Consider the following 18,780-nt stretch of genomic DNA (forward strand, 5'->3'; position numbering starts at 1 on the left):
TAACCGGATCAGTGGGACGCTTGAGCGGTACCGGTCGGGCGATTCTTGAGGTTTTTGTCGGCCTTGTAGCGCAAGGCTACGTCCGGTACCGACGTGCTTTTTCCGGTCTCCACCCAGTTGCGGATGCGGCTGGCATCGGCGAAGTGGGTGTATTTGCCGAATGCATCGAGAATCACCAGGGCTACCGGACGATTAGCCATGCTGGTGACCAGCACCAGGCAGTGGCCGGCCTGGTTGGTAAAGCCGGTCTTGGTGATCTTGATGTCCCACTTGTCCTTGTTGACCAGGTGGTCGGTGTTGCGAAAACCCAATGTGTAGTTGGGTTTGCGGAATGCCACGGTCTTTTCCTTGGTGGTGCTCAGCTCGCTCAGCATTGGGTATTTGCGTGCGGCCACCAACAGCTTGCTCAGGTCGCGCGCGGTGGAAACGTTATGGATCGAGAGGCCGGTAGGTTCTACATAGCGTGTGTGAATCATGCCCAGGGACTTGGCTTTGGCGTTCATTGCGGCAATGAAGGCGGCATAGCCCCCTGGGTAGTGATGGGCCAGGCTGGCTGCGGCGCGGTTCTCCGAGGACATCAAGGCGATCAGCAGCATTTCCCGGCGGCTCAGCTCACTGTTGAGCTTGACGCGGGAAAACACGCCCTTCATTTCCGGGGTGTCACTGATGTTTACCGAAATGTATTGGTCCATGGGCAGCTTGGCGTCCAGTACCACCATGGCGGTCATCAGTTTGGTGACCGAAGCGATGGGCACTACGACGTCCGGGTTGCTCGAATAGATGACTTTGTTGGTTTGCAGGTCCAGCAGTAGCGCGCTGCCGGAGGCAATGTGTAATTGTGAAGTGTCTCTTGGCGCCGCGGTGGTTTCGCTGGCATCGACGCTATGCGCGATCAAGGTGCCGGACACAGCAAACAACAAGCTGAGAATGGAGAGACGAATTTTCACGCGGGCGGACTCGATAAAAATGGATATGCCGTTTTGCAACGGGCTTTTTTTGGAAAAACGTTACATTTTATGAATATAGCTGAAGAACTGTCGATTGTTCTTCGACGGTCAGCCGAAAACCCTTAAAAACAAAGAAAAAACACGGTTTTTCCCCGAGTGACAAGGCTTCGGCAGAATAGGCCAGATGGGTATCTGAAGGCTAAGCGTCAGGGGCGATAAAGAGAGGGGGTGTTGTGTCATTACAGAATAAAAAAAGCCCGCCAATGGCGGGCTTTCTTGTACGCAGTCGAGCACTTAGTCGTGCAGTGATTCGGCAGCGTACAGGGTGTTTTCCAGGAGGCAGGCACGGGTCATGGGGCCGACGCCACCAGGCACCGGGGTGATCCAGCCAGCACGGGGCAGAGCGGTTTCATAAACCACGTCGCCCACCAGCTTGCCGTCTTCCTGGCGATTGATGCCAACGTCGATGACGATCGCGCCTTCCTTGATCCATTCACCTTTGACCAGGCCTGGCTTGCCAGCGGCAACCACTACCAGGTCGGCGCGGCCGACATGGCCTGCCAGGTCCTTGGTGAAGCGATGGGTCACGGTCACGGTGCAACCGGCCAACAGCAACTCCATAGCCATCGGGCGACCGACGATATTGGACGCGCCTACCACTACTGCATCCATGCCATACAGATCGGCCCCGGTGCTTTCCAGCAGGGCCATGATGCCTTTAGGAGTGCAGGGACGTAGCAGGGGGATGCGTTGGGCCAGGCGGCCGACGTTATAAGGATGGAAGCCATCAACGTCTTTGTCCGGACGAATGCGCTCTAGTAATAGAGAGGCATCCAGATGTTCGGGGAGCGGCAGTTGCAGCAGGATGCCGTCGATGTTCGGGTCATCGTTGAGGCGATCGATCAAGCCAGCCAGGGCTTCTTGAGTGGTGTTGGCGGGCAAGTCATAGGCTTGTGAAAGGAAGCCGACCTCTTCGCAGTCTTTACGCTTGTGCGAGACATAAACTTGAGAGGCCGGGTCGCTGCCGACCAGAATCACCGCGAGGCCCGGAGTACGCAGGCCTTGCTGGCGACGCTCGGCGACACGTTTGGCGATCTGCTGGCGCAGGCTAGCGGCGATCGCTTTGCCGTCGATTAGTTGTGCAGTCATGACGCGTGATTAACCATCGAGAGGGTGAGAAAAAGAGAACGTATTCTCGCATGTCGGAACGTGAGGGCAAAGGCGCTTGGTCTGCAAATTCCCCTAACCCCTTTAATTAAATGAATTTTTTTCAAAAAAGAGTTGACGACCTAACGGACCGTCTATAACATTCGTCGCACTTGTCGGGCACAGCCTAGCACTGGTTAAGAAGGTCGGGCAGAGTTGATGTTTAATTCGTAACGACTGAAAGCAATTAGTTTGTAATCGTTAAAGAATACAGATTAATAAGGCGCCCGTAGCTCAGCTGGATAGAGCATCCGCCTTCTAAGCGGATGGTCGCAGGTTCGAGTCCTGCCGGGTGCGCCATTAGGCAGCTTTGGCACAAGTAACGCAATATGGTGGGCGTAGCTCAGTTGGTAGAGCACAGGATTGTGACTCCTGTTGTCGTGGGTTCGATCCCCATCGTCCACCCCATATTCGAAGGAGGCGCCAGATTAACAGTCTGGCGCCTTTGCTTTAAAAGCTTGTTAAGCGGACGTGGTGGAATTGGTAGACACACTGGATTTAGGTTCCAGCGCCGCAAGGTGTAAGAGTTCGAGTCTCTTCGTCCGCACCAATAAAGTAGCTAGTTAATAGCAGATGACGGCGCAGCACCTGAAAAGGGCTGCGCCGTTTTCGTTTCTGGGTTCGACGCTGGCATGGCTGTATGTGCTGGGTTGGCCAGGCGATGAAATGGTTGCCCCTTGGTCGCAGAGTGTTTGGCTCCGGCTGGTGGGTGGTGGTTGTCGGGGGTGTGCTGATCGATGCCTTCTATATATAGAGGGGTTGGTGCAGAGGCCCTGGTTTGATTCGTAGTATTTGCTCTCATGGCGAGGTTCAATCCTTTGTCCCCGCCTTCACATTGTCGGCTGTTTTTTACCTGTTTCCAGTAGGGTGACTTCTTGAGTTTGACCCACTAGAATGCATGCCCTTGATTCTGGGGTCGGAAAACGGCCGGCTAACGTCTGTGCAACGAGGAATATCCATGCAAGTTTCTGTTGAAAATACTTCTGCTCTTGAGCGCCGCATGAGCATCACCGTGCCGGCTGAGCGCATTGAGAGCCAGGTCAACAAGCGTCTGCAGCAGACTGCCCAAAAGGCCAAAATTGCCGGCTTCCGTCCTGGCAAGGTTCCAATGAGCGTGATTCGTCAGCGTTATGAGGCTGATGCGCGCCAAGAAGCAGTGGGCGATGTGATCCAGGCTTCCTTCTATGAGGCAGTTGTCGAGCAGAAGCTGAACCCGGCTGGTGCTCCTTCGGTCGAGCCTAAAGTGCTAGAGAAGGGCAAGGATCTGGAATACGTTGCCACTTTCGAAGTCTTCCCAGAGTTCACGGTTGCCGGTTTTGAAAACATCGCTGTTGAGCGCCTGAGCGCTGAAGTGGCTGATGCTGACCTGGACAACATGCTGGAAATTCTGCGTAAGCAGAACGTACGTTTCGAAGTGACTGATCGCGCAGCACAAAACGATGACCAGTTGAACATCGATTTCGTGGGCAAGGTCGATGGCGAAGTCTTCGCCGGTGGCTCGGCCAAGGGTACTCAGCTGGTGCTGGGCTCCGGTCGTATGATTCCTGGCTTCGAAGAAGGCCTGGTCGGCGCCAAAGCTGGTGAAGAACGTGTTCTGAACCTGACTTTCCCAGAGAACTATCAGAACCTGGATCTGGCCAACAAGGCTGCCGAGTTCACCGTTACCGTCAACAGCGTCTCCGAGCCTAAGCTGCCAGAGCTGACCGAAGAGTTCTTCGCTCAATTCGGCATCAAGGAATCGGGTCTGGAAGGTTTCCGTGCCGAAGTTCGCAAGAACATGGAGCGCGAGCTGCGTCAGGCCATCAAGTCTAAAGTGAAGAATCAGGTGATGGACGGTCTGCTGGCCTCCAACCCGATCGAAGTGCCAAAGGCGCTGCTGGACAACGAAGTCAACCGCCTGCGCGTTCAAGCTGTTCAGCAGTTCGGTGGCAACATCAAGCCTGATCAGCTGCCAGCCGAGCTGTTCGAGGAGCAAGCCAAGCGCCGTGTAGTGCTGGGCCTGATCGTCGCTGAAGTTGTTAAGCAGTTCGATCTCAAGCCTGACGAAGCGCGTGTTCGCGAGTTGATCCAGGAAATGGCTTCGGCTTACCAAGAGCCTGAGCAGGTCGTGTCCTGGTACTACAAGAACGAGCAGCAATTGAGCGAAGTCCGTTCTGTTGTGCTGGAAGAGCAAGTTGTGGATACTGTTCTGCAGAAAGCTAGCGTGACCGACAAATCGGTCTCTTACGAAGAAGCGGTCAAGCCGGTAGAAGCACCTCAAGCCGACTGATTTTCTTCTCGTTCGAAGCACACACCATAAGCCAGCCTTCGCGCTGGCTTATGCGTATTCAAGACGTGACTATTTGGGAGTGACTGCAGAGCATGTTCCGTAATTCGTATATTCAGCAGAACTCTGATATCCAGGCCGCAGGCGGCCTGGTCCCGATGGTTGTCGAGCAGTCTGCTCGTGGCGAGCGCGCCTATGACATCTACTCGCGCCTCCTCAAGGAGCGAGTGATCTTTCTGGTAGGTCCAGTAGAAGACTACATGGCCAACCTGATTTGTGCGCAACTGCTGTTCCTTGAAGCGGAGAACCCGGACAAGGACATCCATCTCTATATCAACTCCCCGGGCGGCTCGGTGACAGCTGGTATGTCTATCTACGACACCATGCAGTTCATCAAGCCTAACGTTTCAACCACCTGTATTGGTCAGGCATGTAGCATGGGTGCGTTCTTGCTGACGGCCGGTGCTCCTGGCAAGCGTTTCTGCCTTCCGAACTCCCGAGTGATGATTCACCAGCCACTGGGCGGTTTCCAGGGTCAGGCGTCGGATATCGAAATCCATGCCAAGGAAATCCTTTTCATCCGTGAGCGTCTCAACACGCTGATGGCCAAGCATAGCGGGCGCACTCTGGAAGAAATCGAGCGCGATACCAATCGCGATAATTTCATGAGCGCCGAAGCTGCGCGTGAGTACGGGTTGATCGATGAAGTAATCAACCAGCGTCCCGCTTAAAATAAGCAGCTCAAAATAGGCTTGGTCGGTTGTTCCGATCAGTGGCGGGCTTGAAAAAGCCCGCAATAGCCTTCATCTTGTGTTGCAAGCCTATCGGATTTGGATCGAACGAATGACTGACACCCGCAACGGCGAGGACAACGGCAAACTGCTTTATTGCTCCTTCTGTGGCAAAAGCCAGCATGAAGTACGCAAATTGATTGCCGGCCCCTCGGTCTTTATCTGCGACGAGTGCGTCGACTTGTGCAATGACATCATCCGTGAGGAGGTGCAGGAAGCACAGGCCGAGAGCAGCGCGCATAAATTGCCTTCGCCTAAAGAAATCAGCGGCATCCTTGATCAGTATGTGATTGGTCAGGAACGCGCGAAAAAGGTTCTGGCGGTAGCGGTGTACAACCACTACAAGCGTCTGAATCAGCGCGACAAAAAGAGCGACGACGTCGAGCTCGGCAAGAGCAACATCTTGCTGATCGGCCCTACAGGTTCGGGCAAGACGCTGTTGGCGGAAACCCTGGCTCGCCTGTTGAATGTGCCTTTCACTATTGCTGACGCAACCACCCTGACCGAAGCCGGTTATGTGGGTGAGGACGTCGAGAATATCATTCAGAAGTTGCTGCAGAAGTGCGACTACGATGTAGAAAAAGCTCAGATGGGCATCGTCTATATCGATGAAATCGACAAGATTTCCCGCAAGTCTGATAACCCTTCGATTACCCGGGATGTTTCCGGCGAAGGCGTGCAGCAAGCCCTGTTGAAGTTGATTGAAGGCACGGTTGCCTCCGTTCCGCCTCAAGGCGGTCGCAAGCATCCGCAGCAGGAGTTCCTGCAAGTCGACACCCGTAACATCCTGTTCATCTGTGGTGGTGCATTCTCCGGTCTGGAAAAGGTTATTCAAAACCGTTCCACCCGCGGCGGTATTGGTTTCAATGCCGAAGTGCGCAGCAAGGAAGAGGGCAAGAAAGTTGGCGAGTCCCTGCGTGAAGTCGAACCTGACGATTTGGTCAAGTTTGGTCTGATCCCGGAGTTCGTCGGTCGCTTGCCAGTTCTTGCAACCCTGGATGAGTTGGACGAAGCGGCGTTGATTCAGATCCTCACCGAACCCAAGAACGCCTTGACCAAGCAATATGCCAAGTTGTTCGAGATGGAAGGTGTCGACCTGGAGTTCCGTGCCGATGCACTGAAGTCGGTCGCCAAGCGAGCGCTTGAACGCAAGACTGGCGCTCGTGGTTTGCGCTCGATTCTTGAAGGCGTTCTGCTCGACACTATGTATGAAATCCCCTCGCAATCCGAGGTGAGTAAAGTAGTGATCGACGAAAGCGTTATTGAAGGCAAGTCCCAGCCACTGTACATCTATGAGAACAGTGAGCCGACGGCCAAGGCAGCGCCAGACGCGTAAGCGTCGCACTGTCGGAATGAAAGAAGGGGCCTTCGGGCCCCTTTTCTTTTAGTGCTTTTAAAGTGCTGTCTTTAAGCTTGTTTTTTTTGCAGGCAGCCCCCATCTTGGTTTCAAGCTTACTTCCATCTGTTTACGGCCTTACGGCCGCCGTAGAGGCGAAATCATGAAGACAACCATTGAATTGCCTCTCCTGCCATTGCGTGATGTTGTGGTTTATCCGCACATGGTTATCCCGCTGTTCGTGGGGCGCGAGAAGTCGATCGAAGCCCTCGAGGCAGCGATGACGGGCGACAAGCAGATTCTCTTGCTGGCACAGAGAAACCCTGCTGATGACGATCCCGGTGAAGATGCACTCTATCGCGTAGGTACCATTGCGACTGTCCTGCAGTTGCTCAAACTGCCTGATGGCACCGTCAAGGTTCTGGTTGAAGGCGAACAGCGCGGTGCTGTAGAGCGCTTCAGTGAAGTTGATGGTCACTGCCGCGCTGAAGTCTCCCTGATTGACGAAGTGGATGCTCCTGATCGTGAGTCGGAAGTGTTCGTGCGCAGCTTGCTGTCCCAGTTCGAGCAGTATGTGCAACTGGGCAAGAAAGTCCCTGCCGAGGTGTTGTCCTCCCTCAACAGCATCGATGAGCCAAGCCGCCTGGTAGATACCATGGCCGCGCACATGGCGTTGAAGATCGAGCAGAAGCAGGAAATCCTCGAGATCATCGATCTGTCCGCTCGGGTCGAGCACGTCCTGGCGCTGCTGGATGCCGAGATCGACCTGTTGCAGGTGGAAAAGCGCATTCGTGGTCGCGTCAAGAAGCAAATGGAGCGTAGCCAGCGCGAGTACTACCTGAATGAGCAGATGAAGGCCATTCAGAAAGAGCTCGGCGACGGTGATGAGGGGCACAACGAAATCGAAGAGCTGAAGAAGCGCATCGATGCTGCTGGCCTGCCAAAAGATGCGATGACCAAGGCTCAAGCCGAGCTGAACAAGCTCAAGCAGATGTCGCCGATGTCGGCCGAGGCGACTGTTGTTCGTTCTTATATCGACTGGTTGGTTCAGGTGCCGTGGAAAGCCCAGAGCAAGGTTCGTCTCGATCTCGCGCGCGCCGAAGATATCCTCGATGCCGACCACTATGGTCTGGAGGAAGTCAAAGAACGAATTCTTGAATACCTCGCCGTACAGAAACGGGTGAAAAAGATTCGTGGTCCGGTGTTGTGCCTGGTCGGTCCTCCCGGGGTGGGTAAAACGTCCCTGGCGGAGTCGATCGCCAATGCAACCAACCGCAAGTTTGTCCGCATGGCCTTGGGTGGTGTGCGTGATGAGGCGGAAATCCGCGGGCATCGTCGGACCTATATCGGTTCGATGCCGGGAAGATTGATTCAAAAAATGACAAAGGTTGGCGTGCGCAACCCGCTGTTCCTGCTCGATGAAATCGACAAGATGGGCAGCGACATGCGCGGTGATCCGGCCTCGGCACTGCTTGAGGTCCTGGACCCTGAGCAGAACCATAATTTCAATGATCACTATCTGGAGGTCGATTACGACCTGTCCGATGTGATGTTCCTCTGCACCTCCAACTCGATGAACATTCCGCCGGCATTGCTGGATCGGATGGAAGTGATTCGTCTGCCCGGCTACACCGAAGATGAGAAGATCAACATCGCGGTCAAGTACCTGTCGCCCAAGCAGATTCAGGCCAACGGCCTGAAGAAGGGCGAGTTGGAATTCGATCCGGATGCGATCCGCGATATCATTCGTTACTACACTCGCGAAGCAGGTGTCCGGGGCCTGGAGCGTCAGATTGCCAAGGTTTGCCGCAAGGCGGTGAAAGAGCATGCAATGGAAAAACGCTTCTCGGTGAAGGTCACTCCCGAGCTGTTGGAGCACTTCCTGGGTGTGCGTAAGTTCCGCTACGGCCTGGCCGAGCAGCAGGATCAGGTTGGACAGGTAACCGGTTTGGCGTGGACACAAGTCGGTGGTGAGTTGTTGACCATCGAAGCCGCTGTGGTTCCCGGCAAAGGCCAGTTGATCAAGACCGGCTCTCTGGGTGATGTCATGGTCGAATCGATTACTGCGGCATTGACTGTGGTGCGCAGTCGGGCGAAGAGCCTGGGCATTCCCCTGGACTTCCATGAGAAGCGCGACACTCATATCCATATGCCGGAAGGGGCGACACCCAAGGATGGCCCTAGCGCAGGCGTAGGCATGTGCACGGCGCTGGTTTCGGCTTTGACCGGCATCCCGGTGCGGGCTGATGTAGCGATGACCGGCGAGATCACCTTGCGTGGTCAGGTGCTGGCCATCGGCGGGCTGAAAGAGAAATTGCTCGCGGCTCACCGTGGTGGAATCAAGACGGTGATCATTCCGGAAGAGAATGTGCGTGATTTGAAGGAAATTCCTGACAATATCAAGCAGGATCTGCAGATTAAACCGGTTAAATGGATTGACGAAGTCCTGCAAATTGCGCTGCAATACGCGCCGGAGCCCTTGCCGGATGTGGCTCCCGAGATAGTTGCAAAGGACGAAAAACGCGAGTCTGACTCTAAGGAAAGAATTAGCACGCATTAATACGCATTAGCTTGAGGGGCTTCCTTGACAGCTTTTTAGAGCCCTTGTTATAAAGCGGCTCTTAAGTGTCTGTAGGCCATTCAGCACTCGTTTTTGCTTTCACCAAAAAACTTAGAATCATACTCATAGATATATAAGGGGACTTAGAGTGAACAAGTCGGAACTGATTGATGCTATCGCTGCATCTGCTGATCTCCCGAAAGCTGCTGCTGGCCGTGCGCTGGACGCTGTAATCGAATCCGTTACTGGTGCTCTGAAGGCCGGTGACTCTGTGGTGCTGGTTGGTTTTGGTACTTTCTCCGTAACTGATCGTCCAGCGCGTATCGGTCGTAACCCACAGACCGGTAAGACTCTGGAAATCGCTGCTGCTAAAAAGCCAGGTTTCAAAGCCGGCAAAGCACTGAAAGAAGCTGTTAACTAAGTTTCTTCAGGGTCTTTGCCCATCCGGGTCAGGGTCATGCCTGATCTGGCAGCGGAGCGCTAGTCGGCCGGTGTATCACCGGCTCACGCCGAGGGTCGCGGTTTCACTCTCGTCCGCTCCGCCAGTTACGAGAAGGCGCATCCTCGGATGCGCCTTTCTTCTATCCGGACTCTACCCACGCTCCACGGTTGCTCAAATTGAAGTACAGCCGTTTCTGGGGGACGCATGCTGCAGAATATCAGGGACAATTCACAAGGCTGGATTGCCAAAACCATCATCGGGGTCATCGTCGCGCTGTTGGCGTTGACCGGTTTCGATGCCATTTTCAAGGCCACAACCCATAGCCAGGACGCGGCCAAGGTCAACGGTGAGGAAATCACTCAGAACGAGTTGAGCCAGGCCGTCGACATGCAACGTCGTCAACTGATGCAACAGTTGGGCAAAGACTTCGATGCCTCCCTGCTGGATGAGAAGATGCTGCGCGAAGCCGCCCTGAAAGGGCTGATCGACCGCAAGCTGTTGCTGCAAGGTGCACAGGATTCCAAGTTCGCTTTCTCCGAGGGCGCGCTGGATCAGGTGATCCTGCAGACACCGGAATTCCAGGTTGAAGGCAAATTCAGTCCAGAGCGTTTCGATCAGGTGATTCGTCAGCTGGGCTATACCCGCCTGCAATTCCGTCAGATGCTGGCTCAGGAAATGCTGATCGGCCAGGTTCGTGCCGGCCTTGCGGGTAGCGGTTTTGTCACCGACGCTCAGGTACAGGCGTTCGCTCGTCTGGAAAAGCAAACCCGTGATTTCGCTTCCCTGGCCATCAAGGCCGATCCGGCAGCGGTCAAGCTGACCGATGAAGAGGTCAAGGCCTACTACGACCAGCACGCCAAGGAGTTCATGACTCCGGACCAGGTGGTGATCGACTACATCGAATTGAAGAAGGCTGCCTTCTTTGATCAGGTCAGCGTCAAGGACGAAGACCTGCAAGCGCTGTATCAGAAGGAAGTCGCCAATCTGTCCGAGCAACGTCGCGCGGCGCACATCCTGATCGAAGTCAACGACAAGGTGAACGAAGCTCAGGCCAAGGCCAAGATCGAAGAGATCCAGGCGCGTCTGGCCAAGGGCGAAAGCTTTGAGGCGTTGGCCAAGGAGTTCTCCCAGGACCCGGGTTCGGCCAACAATGGCGGCGACCTGGGTTACGCAGGTCCCGGTGTTTATGACCCAGTCTTCGAGAAAGCGTTGTATGCGCTGAACAAGGACCAGGTGTCGGCGCCGGTGCGTACTGACTTCGGTTTCCACCTGATCAAGCTGCTGGGTGTTGAAGCACCGGAAGTGCCAAGCTTTGCCAGCCTGAAGGACAAGCTGACCCGTGAGCTGAAAACCCAGCAGGTCGAGCAGCGTTTCGTCGAGGCGACCAAGCAACTGGAAGACTCGTCTTTCGAAGCTTCCGACCTGGCGCAGCCAGCTCAGGACCTGAAGCTGACCGTTCATACCTCTGCGCCATTCGGCCGTGAAGGTGGCGACGGCATTGCCGCCAACCGTGCAGTGGTGCAAGCAGCTTTCAGCACCGAAGTCCTTGATGAGGGTGCCAACAGCACCGCCATCGAGCTGGACCCGGAAACTGTCGTGGTACTGCGTGCCAAAGAGCATCGCAAGCCAGAGCAACTGCCGCTGGAAAGCGTTGCCAGCAGCATTCGCACGCAATTGGCCAAGGAGCACGCAAGTGCCGCGGCCAAGACCAAGGCTGAAGAGCTGATCGCCAGCCTGCGCGATGGCAAGACCGCGCTGAACAAGCCGGTGGATGGCCAGAACTGGAAAGTCGCGCAAGCAGTGACCCGTGGCCAGGACGGTATTGATCCGACTGTTCTGCAGGCCTTGTTCCGTATGGCCAAGCCTGAATCCAAGGACAAGCCGACCTTCACCAGCGTGACCTTGCCTAATGGCAATCTGTTGGTGCTGCAGCTCAACGGCGTCAACGAAGCCGCTGCGCCGAGCGAGGAAGAGAAGGCGCAGTACCGTCGCTTCCTGGCCTCGCGCGTGGGGCAGCAAGACTTTGCTGCTTATCGCAAGCAGTTGGAAAACCAGGCGGACATCAAGCGTTATTGATGCCTGATCCGCAGCGTTGAAAAAGACCCCGTCCGCAAGGCCGGGGTCTTTTTTTCGCCCGGATAAATCTCAGGGCGCAGAGGTCTGCCAGCGTTTACGTGCATGCAGGTGAGCTGCCAGATCGTTGTAGCCCAGCTGTACAGCAACAGGCCAGCACCGGCTTCACTGGAAAGTCGGTGCCACGACGCAGTTGAGTGATGGACATGACGCCGTAGTGCTCAAGCAGGTAGCGCGCCAGTTCCACCGAGCTGTCGATATGGATCTCGATCCCCGACCCTCGGGCATCTTCCACCGGCTTGACGCTGTCGGTGTCCCGCACCCAGAGATCCATGGCCAAGGCAAGGTTGGAGCAGCAGAGGCTGGCGCAGGCAATCACGTGCCAAACCTGGAACAGTCCGCTGGATCGCTGGCGATTGCATCAGCGGTGAGCCGGAAAGCCTTGGTGCCTGGCGTTCACCGCCACCAGCAAGGTCATCAGCAGCAAGGCGCCAATCACCCAGGGGAAGGTCACGACCCCCGGCCCCTGCAACAGCAACGCACCGCCCAGGCCGCCCCCGGCGATTGCCAGGTTCCACAGGGTGACCAGCATCGACTGTGCGGTATCGGCATGCTCGCCAGCGGCCTTGGCCAGTGCGGTTTGCAGCAAGGTGGCCATGCCGCCGAACGACAGCCCCCAGATCGCCGTTGCACTGTAGATTGCCGCTGCCGAGTGACTGAACAGGCCCAGCAGCAAAGCCGAGGCGATAAACAACAGGCAACTGATCAGCACCAGCTCGCGCAGCCAGCGGTCAATCAGCAAGCCGACCACCCAGATACTCAACAGCGCAGCCAGGCCGAACACCAGCAGCACCCGCTCGATCTGCCCGGTGAGTCCGACGGGCTCGAGAAATGGCGCGATGTAGGTGTAGAGAATGTTGTGGCCCAGTACATAGGCGAAGGTCACGAACAGCACCGGCCTGATTCCCGGCAAGGTCAGGACTCGGCGCAGGGGCAGGCGTTTTTGCGCACGCAGGCCGGGAAAGTCCGGCACTTGCCAGAGCACCCAGCCGATCAGCCCCAGGGTCAGCAAGGTCATGATGGCAAAGCTCATGCGCCAGCCCACCAGATTGCCCAGCAGGGTGCCAGCGGGAATGCCCACTGACAGCGCCACCGGAGCACCGAGCATGGCCAGGGCAATTGCCCTGCCTTGCAGGTGAGGTGCCACCATGCGGCTGGCATAACCGGCCAGCAGGGCCCAGAGCAGGCCGGCGAAGACTCCGGCGCAGAATCGGGCGACCAGCGTCAGGCTGTAGTCGGTGGACAGGGCGGTGATGCTGTTGACGATGGCAAAACCGCCGATGGCGATCAGTAGCAAGGGGCGTCGCCGCCAGCTCTGGGTGAGGATCACCAGGGGAATGGCGGCCAGCAATGAGCCCAGGGCATACAAGGTCACCAGTTGGCCGATCAGCGACGGCGATACCGCCAGGCTGGTGCTCATCTGTGGCAGTAGCCCCGCGGGAAGGGCCTCCGTCAGCAGGGTGATGAAGCCCGCAGTCGCCAGGGCCAGAAGGCCGCCGACGGGAAGTCGTTCACGGGTTGCGGCGGGGGGGTGCAGCAGCTCGCCGGCATTGACGGAGTTGTTCATGGAGGGTCCCGATTCGGATGCTCAGAAGTGAGGGACACAGGGTAGAGCGCTGTGCATGGTGGAAAAATAGGCTAAGGTTCCGAACTTATCGGACTCAGAAGTCCTTAATCATGGAGTGCCGAATGGATTGGCTGGGCAGTATTCCGGTGTTCATGCAGGTGGCGGAAACCCGCAGTTTTACCGAGGCTGGGCGTCTTTTAGGAGTGTCGTCCTCAGCGGTGGGCAAGAGCATTGCGCGGCTGGAAGAGCGTTTGGAAACCCGCCTGTTCCATCGCACCACCCGCAGTATTAGCCTGACCGCCGAAGGCGCCGGGTTCCTCGAGCGCTGTCGCAGGATTGCTGCCGAGGCCGAGGCCGCTGAATTCCAGCTGTGTGATTCCTCCAGCACCCCTGTGGGCAAGCTGCGGGTCAGCGCGCCTCAGGTCCACGGCTTGCTGATGCCGGTGCTGGCGGAGTTCATGCAGCGTTATCCGCAGATCGAACTGGACGTCGACCTTTCCGACCGCATGGTGGATGTGGTGGAGGAGGGTTTCGATCTGGTGGTGCGTACTGGCAACCCCAAGGACTCCAGGCTTCTGGCGCGGCAGCTGGGACGCTTTCACATGGTGCTGGTGGGCAGCCCCGGGTATTTCCAGCAGCGAGGTATGCCCCAGTCCCCCCAGGAGCTGCGGAACCATGCCTGCCTGCGACACACATTTCATCACACCGGCAAACTTGAGCCCTGGCCGTTCCGCCCCGAAGCCCATCTGTCAGAGCTGGTATTGCCAACCCGCCTGACCAGCAGTTCCATCGAGGCCGTGGAGCACGCTGCACGCAGCGGCCTGGGCATCGCCTGCCTGCCGGACTTCATGGTGCAAGCGGCGGTACAGCGCGGTGAGCTGCAAACCGTGCTTGATGGGTACCTGGAGTACCACGGCGCGTTCTGGGTACTGTGGCCATCGAGTCGACATGCGGCAGCCAAGCTGCGGGTGTTGATTGAACATTTGAGCGAGCGACTTTTTCCGGCAAATCGCGGTCAGTAAACCTGTGTGAAATTTAAGACACTATTTACCCGCGCTGTGGGGCGCTGATCTGTTGCACAATACGCCCCAGAGCGTTTTCCTCAGGATTTTCGATGTTTAGATCATTTCATCTGCGCGCCACGGCCGGGGCGTTGCTGCTGTCCGCGGTCGCAGGTTGTTCGTCGCACAAGACCGCCATCTACGAGCATGAAAGCTTCGATGATTCTGGCACCTTCTCGCGCAATTACCCGGTGAGCGATGCTGCCTCATGTGAAGCCGCGCGGCGGGCCCTGCTCAGTCAGGGTTACATCATCACCAGCAACGACCCGAAGCTGGTCAGTGGCCATAAGAGTTTTCAGCAGACCGGCGAAACGCACCTGGAGATCAGCTTCAATGTGGTTTGCGCCGAGGATGGCAGTGGGGACCACCGCTCGACGATGTTCGCCAACGCGCTGCAGGATCGCTACGCGCTGAAGAAGGTGAACAACTCGGCGAGCCTGGGGGTTGGCGTGCTGGGTTCGGTGTCGATGCCGATCGGCTCCACTGACGATTCGATGGTCAAGGTGGCCAGTGAGACTGTGTCCTCCGCCAAGTTCTACGAGCGTTACTTCGCCCTGGTGGAACTGTTCCTGCCCCAGGAGGCGAAGAAGGCGGCGCATATCGAAGACAAGCCCAAGACGGATCTGGGAATGCCGGAGAACAAGCCGCAAATCCAGCCCGAGGCCAAGCCGCAGGGCCTGGTGCACGAGCCGGTGCCTGCGCTGAGCACGCCATTGGCCCCTGTCAGTGAACCCGAGCCTGCCGTTTCGCAACCAGTGGCCCCACCGGCTGAGGCCGCGCCTATCGTCGTGGCGCCTGTCAGCGAGTCAGTCCCGGCAGCTGAAACCATTACGCCGCCGCCTGTCAGCAATCTGCCGCCGCCGACCGAGCCGATTCCTACCCTGCCAAGCAGTGGCCACTAAGACGCTGGAACTGTGTTTGGGTCGGCTTTTTCACTGTCGATCCGTTAACAGCACAAGGCATCAACGGCCGCCATACAGGCTGTTACGTTTTAACGACAGAAATCTTGACCTGAGGGGTAGTATTTTTTCTGTCATCCCGGCACTTTATGCTGATCCCGATGGTCATTAGGCAGAGGGTTATTCAATCAACGGGAAAAGGAGTCCGCGATGGACGATTACCAAGAGGAACTGCTGGAGTATCAAGCTTTCGAGCTGGATTCCCTGGAACCAGCAGATGACGCCACCGAGCTGTAACGCCGGTGGCTTTTTTTTAGCCAAATTGTCGATGGCTGCGCCGGAACTCCCCAGGGGTCTGACCGTTCCAGCGCTTGAATGCCCGTTGAAATGCCTCGGCTGAGGCAAAACCCAGCAGATAGGCAATCTCGCCGAACGCCAGTTCGGTATCGCGGATATAGGTCATGGCCAGGTCGCGGCGGGTGTCATTGAGAATTGCCCGGAACTGCGTCCCTTCTTCCGCCAGTTTGCGCCGCAAGGTCCAGGTCGGCAGCTTCAGGCGTGTCGCCACTTCTTCCAGGCCCGGCTCCCGTCCACCATTGAGCAACGGCCCGAGTAACTGAATGATGCGCTCGCGCAGGCTGCGGGTGCGGGTCAACTGTTCCAGCTCCCTTTCGCACAAGTGCACGAGATGACGCCAGGTGCTCGGGCAATGTTCCGGGTTACGCAGCGCCAGGCTGGCCTGGTTCAGGCGCAGTTGGTTCTGTTCGGCAGCGAACTGGATCGGTGTAGGGCCGAGCAGGGCGTAGGCGTCGTGATAGTCCGGGCGCTCGAACTCGATGTCGATCTGCTCGGCATGGATGGCTTGGCCACAGAGGCTGGACAGCTGCTGTAGCCATCCAGACATGATCGAATCCACCACGAAGCGGTTATAGGCGTTGTACGGGCTGATTGAATAGAAGCGCAGCCACGCGCCATCGGCGTCTTCTTGAAAGCTCGACTGGCCACGATAGTTGGAACCGTACAAGGCTTCGAAACGTGTCAGGCAACGGGCCGCCTCACGCACGCTAGGGGCTTGCGCCGCGGTCACTCCGGCGAGGCCGGCCTGGCTCAGGCGGCTCAGGCGACCCATGCGCAGGCCCAATGCCGGGTCGCCGGTGAGCTGGATCGCCGCGTGGCCCAGGCGCATGTAGCGGGGGATCGACAGCCGCGCCCCAGCTTCTGCCAGCCTGGCAGGGTCCAGGGCGTATTGCGCCAGCAGGGGCGCAGGATCCAGTCCATGGCTGTGGACCGCGTCCGCCAGGCTGTGGACGAATCCCACCGACAAGTCGCCGAGGCGCATCTGTGGGGGCTTCATCGGCTTACAACCAGATGTTCAGCAAGCGAGCGCCTCGGGCGCCCTCGTCGGCAAAGGTCTGCCCATTGCTGTTGATGAAGCTGTGGCCACTGCTGCTCTGGTCCCAGAAATGGCCGCGCAGGAACACGCTGACCCCCGCAGTGGCCAGGCTGCTGGGGGGGCGGGCGGTCAGGGTCAGGCGATGCCAGGCGTCGCCTTCGCTGGTCTCCTCGGGCTTGAGGCTGACCTCACTGGGGGTGGTGATGCTCTTGTAGCCGTGCCAGGGTTTTTCCCAACTGCCTTTGCCCATGACAAAGGCCGGAACCGCCACCAGTTGCGCGTCTTGCTCATTGAGCTTGCGGTAGTTGTCGGGGTACCAGCTGTCGCTGCCGATCAGCACCCCGAGGCGGCCAGCAGGGGTGTCGATGACCTGGACCGATTGCCGGGTGTCGCCGTGGACGTAGCCACTTTCGGCATAGGTCGGATAGATCTGGCGCTGGGGCTGGCCGATGGGCAGGCCGTCGCTGCCGAACACCAGGCTACTGTTGTACAGGGCACCGCTGCCGATCTGCAGGTTGCCCTGGTTGACGCTGGGCTCCGGCAGAATGATCGAGCCGGCCACCAGGGTCACGTGGAATTCCTTGGCCAGTCCGCCGAACAGCAGTTGGTAGTCCTTGGCCATTTTTTTTGCCTTCATGCGCAGATGTGCATCATCCAGGCGGCTTTCCCCCTTGGCAGTGATCAGCGCCTTGAGGAAGGGCAACGGGTTGCTCACTGCGAGCCAGTTCATGGCTTCTTTCAAGGATGTGGCCTGATACAGCTCATTCTTTTCGCCGCTGACCATCAGCCAGGTGCCGACATGTTCCGGCAGCACGACTATGGTCTTGTCATTTACCAGGCCATGATCACGGGCCTGTTGCAGGTAGGCCGCGAGCTTGCGATGCAGGCGTTCGGTGCTCTGGTAATCGGTGGGAAAGAGTTCAGGCTCAATAGCCAGCAGGTTGCCGTGATCGGCGGGTACGCCTTGATCAACCGCGAGCTGGATACGCAAGTCCGACAGGTAGTGCGCCCCCGGACGGTCGCGGGTCCAGAGTGCATAACTGGTGATGGCGGCAAGCAGAGCCAGGGTGAAGGTGATGTAGAGAAGTTTGCGCATGGGAAAACAGTCAGCGGCCGTGTGCTGGATCGTGATATTTCTCTGATATTTGGGCTAAAGGTACAGCAGAACAATCTGTTAGATCGTTTTTTTGCACGAAATTGCATTTTTTTTGGTGAGCCGTTGAATTTTCACTGCATTGGCCGCCAAGGCACAATCTGCGGCGCCCAGATGCCTTCGCCACATAGCCCCGCGACGCAGTCACAGATTGGCGGCGGGCTTTGCAGTTGAGCGTCTTTGAAGGCTGTCGAGCTTGAGGTTTGGCCTCCACTGCTCTCAATGCATATATCGGCAGCTGACAGCGGGTGTTCGCCTGTTTTCAAAGGGCCCGAGCCTGATTCGAAAGCCTGCATGAGGAGCCTGGGGGGTTGACGTGCTTTGAGTACGACAGCGAGCCAGATGCGCAAAAAAGGTCCTGCGATCTATGCCTACAAGCTCGCAGACTTCACGGGCGTTTTTGGCCGAGCTTTTTTGCCGCTGGTACGCAGCGGCACTGCCAACGAAGTTGAGGTCTTGCGTTTGCAGCAACGGCTGGCCGAATTGACCAGCGGCTATCAGTCGACCCGCGACGACTATTTTGTGCGGCCCAAGGACGACTTCAGCAAAACCCACTCCGAGCTGGACCTTCGCTCAACGTACGCGAGGGCGGGTCGACCAGCTGACCCGCACGGTGCTCACCGCACCGACCCACGGTTATCGTCAAGGATGTCTGGACTTCGGGCATTGGCGGGGTGTTGGCGCTGGGGGGCGAGTTGATGGAAATCGCGCCCTTGGGCGACCAGTTGCTGATCGAGGCGCGGATCAGCCCGCGGGACATTGCCTTTATCCACCCCGGGCAGGAAGCCAATGGGAAAAATACCGCCTACGGCTCGTTGCCGGGCAGGGTTTAGCGCATATCGCCAGACATCATCTAGGACGATGTCGATCGTCGCCTGCGCTGGGCAGCCTATTTTGGATGGTGTTGGCGAACCGGGAGCTCATGTGGCTTAACCATACCGATGGTTTTTTATGGCTCGCCAATGTTGCGGAATATAAACGCTCTGATAAGAGCTTATTCCAATTCTTCATTGAATTATGTGGTTA

15 protein-coding genes and 3 tRNA genes are annotated in these 18,780 nt (G+C 57.3%); 12 read left to right on the forward strand and 6 right to left on the reverse strand.

Annotated elements, in window-relative coordinates:
* Positions 1-8: 8 nt before the first annotated feature.
* Positions 9-947 (reverse strand): D-alanyl-D-alanine endopeptidase, encoded by a 939-nt coding sequence (gene pbpG / locus GV819_RS17830; protein WP_161757373.1) that lies wholly within the window; start codon positions 945-947, stop codon positions 9-11.
* A 294-nt stretch (positions 948-1,241) separates the two neighbouring features.
* Positions 1,242-2,096: a bifunctional methylenetetrahydrofolate dehydrogenase/methenyltetrahydrofolate cyclohydrolase FolD gene (gene folD, locus GV819_RS17835; protein ID WP_161757374.1), complete on the reverse strand. Its 855-nt coding sequence runs from the start codon at positions 2,094-2,096 to the stop codon at positions 1,242-1,244.
* 280 nt (positions 2,097-2,376) lie between these two features.
* On the opposite strand from folD, the gene GV819_RS17840 reads away from it, so the two are divergent.
* From GV819_RS17840 to GV819_RS17880, 9 genes are all read left to right on the forward strand, one after another.
* Positions 2,377-2,453 (forward strand) — tRNA-Arg (locus tag GV819_RS17840).
* A gap of 32 nt (positions 2,454-2,485) precedes the next feature.
* Positions 2,486-2,561 (forward strand) — tRNA-His (locus tag GV819_RS17845).
* Between the two features lie 57 nt (positions 2,562-2,618).
* A tRNA-Leu gene (locus tag GV819_RS17850) sits at positions 2,619-2,703 on the forward strand.
* A gap of 408 nt (positions 2,704-3,111) precedes the next feature.
* On the forward strand, positions 3,112-4,422 hold the full coding sequence (gene tig, locus GV819_RS17855; RefSeq protein WP_161757534.1) for a trigger factor: 1,311 nt from the start codon (positions 3,112-3,114) through the stop codon (positions 4,420-4,422).
* A 92-nt stretch (positions 4,423-4,514) separates the two neighbouring features.
* On the forward strand, positions 4,515-5,150 hold the full coding sequence (gene clpP, locus GV819_RS17860; protein ID WP_011062274.1) for an ATP-dependent Clp endopeptidase proteolytic subunit ClpP: 636 nt from the start codon (positions 4,515-4,517) through the stop codon (positions 5,148-5,150).
* 112 nt (positions 5,151-5,262) lie between these two features.
* Positions 5,263-6,546 carry an ATP-dependent Clp protease ATP-binding subunit ClpX gene (gene clpX / locus GV819_RS17865; protein WP_161757535.1) on the forward strand — a complete coding sequence of 428 codons (1,284 nt, stop codon included), beginning with the start codon at positions 5,263-5,265 and terminating at the stop codon, positions 6,544-6,546.
* Positions 6,547-6,709: 163 nt separating this feature from the next.
* Complete coding sequence (gene lon / locus GV819_RS17870; RefSeq protein WP_161757375.1) at positions 6,710-9,106, forward strand: endopeptidase La; 2,397 nt, start codon at positions 6,710-6,712, stop codon at positions 9,104-9,106.
* Positions 9,107-9,254: 148 nt separating this feature from the next.
* Positions 9,255-9,527: an HU family DNA-binding protein gene (locus GV819_RS17875; protein WP_011062271.1), complete on the forward strand. Its 273-nt coding sequence runs from the start codon at positions 9,255-9,257 to the stop codon at positions 9,525-9,527.
* A 225-nt stretch (positions 9,528-9,752) separates the two neighbouring features.
* Positions 9,753-11,624 (forward strand): SurA N-terminal domain-containing protein, encoded by a 1,872-nt coding sequence (locus GV819_RS17880; RefSeq protein WP_161757376.1) that lies wholly within the window; start codon positions 9,753-9,755, stop codon positions 11,622-11,624.
* A gap of 94 nt (positions 11,625-11,718) precedes the next feature.
* Here GV819_RS17880 and GV819_RS17885 read toward each other — a convergent pair whose 3' ends face one another.
* Both GV819_RS17885 and GV819_RS17890 read right to left on the reverse strand, forming a co-directional pair.
* Positions 11,719-12,000 (reverse strand): hypothetical protein, encoded by a 282-nt coding sequence (locus tag GV819_RS17885; RefSeq protein WP_161757377.1) that lies wholly within the window; start codon positions 11,998-12,000, stop codon positions 11,719-11,721.
* A 42-nt stretch (positions 12,001-12,042) separates the two neighbouring features.
* The gene (locus GV819_RS17890; protein ID WP_161757378.1) at positions 12,043-13,248 is read right to left on the reverse strand and encodes an MFS transporter; all 1,206 of its coding nucleotides are present in this window, start codon (positions 13,246-13,248) and stop codon (positions 12,043-12,045) included.
* Positions 13,249-13,370: 122 nt separating this feature from the next.
* Between GV819_RS17890 and GV819_RS17895 the strand changes: the two genes are divergently transcribed.
* Entirely contained in the window at positions 13,371-14,270 is a 900-nt protein-coding gene (locus GV819_RS17895) for a LysR family transcriptional regulator (RefSeq protein WP_161757379.1), read from the forward strand.
* Between the two features lie 92 nt (positions 14,271-14,362).
* Positions 14,363-15,211 (forward strand): DUF2242 domain-containing protein, encoded by an 849-nt coding sequence (locus tag GV819_RS17900; protein WP_161757380.1) that lies wholly within the window; start codon positions 14,363-14,365, stop codon positions 15,209-15,211.
* A 310-nt stretch (positions 15,212-15,521) separates the two neighbouring features.
* On the opposite strand, the gene GV819_RS17905 is transcribed toward GV819_RS17900, so the two are convergent.
* Positions 15,522-16,562 carry an AraC family transcriptional regulator gene (locus GV819_RS17905; RefSeq protein ID WP_161757381.1) on the reverse strand — a complete coding sequence of 347 codons (1,041 nt, stop codon included), beginning with the start codon at positions 16,560-16,562 and terminating at the stop codon, positions 15,522-15,524.
* Positions 16,563-16,566: 4 nt separating this feature from the next.
* Positions 16,567-17,697, reverse strand: coding sequence for a carbon-nitrogen hydrolase family protein (locus GV819_RS17910; protein ID WP_161757382.1), 1,131 nt, complete (start codon positions 17,695-17,697; stop codon positions 16,567-16,569).
* A 695-nt stretch (positions 17,698-18,392) separates the two neighbouring features.
* Here GV819_RS17910 and GV819_RS33020 point away from each other — a divergent pair.
* Complete coding sequence (locus GV819_RS33020; RefSeq protein ID WP_368668915.1) at positions 18,393-18,587, forward strand: HlyD family efflux transporter periplasmic adaptor subunit; 195 nt, start codon at positions 18,393-18,395, stop codon at positions 18,585-18,587.
* The last annotated feature ends 193 nt before the right edge of the window (positions 18,588-18,780 follow it).

It is taken from the genome of Pseudomonas sp. Fl5BN2 (genome assembly GCF_009908205.1).
Taxonomy (GTDB): domain Bacteria; phylum Pseudomonadota; class Gammaproteobacteria; order Pseudomonadales; family Pseudomonadaceae; genus Aquipseudomonas.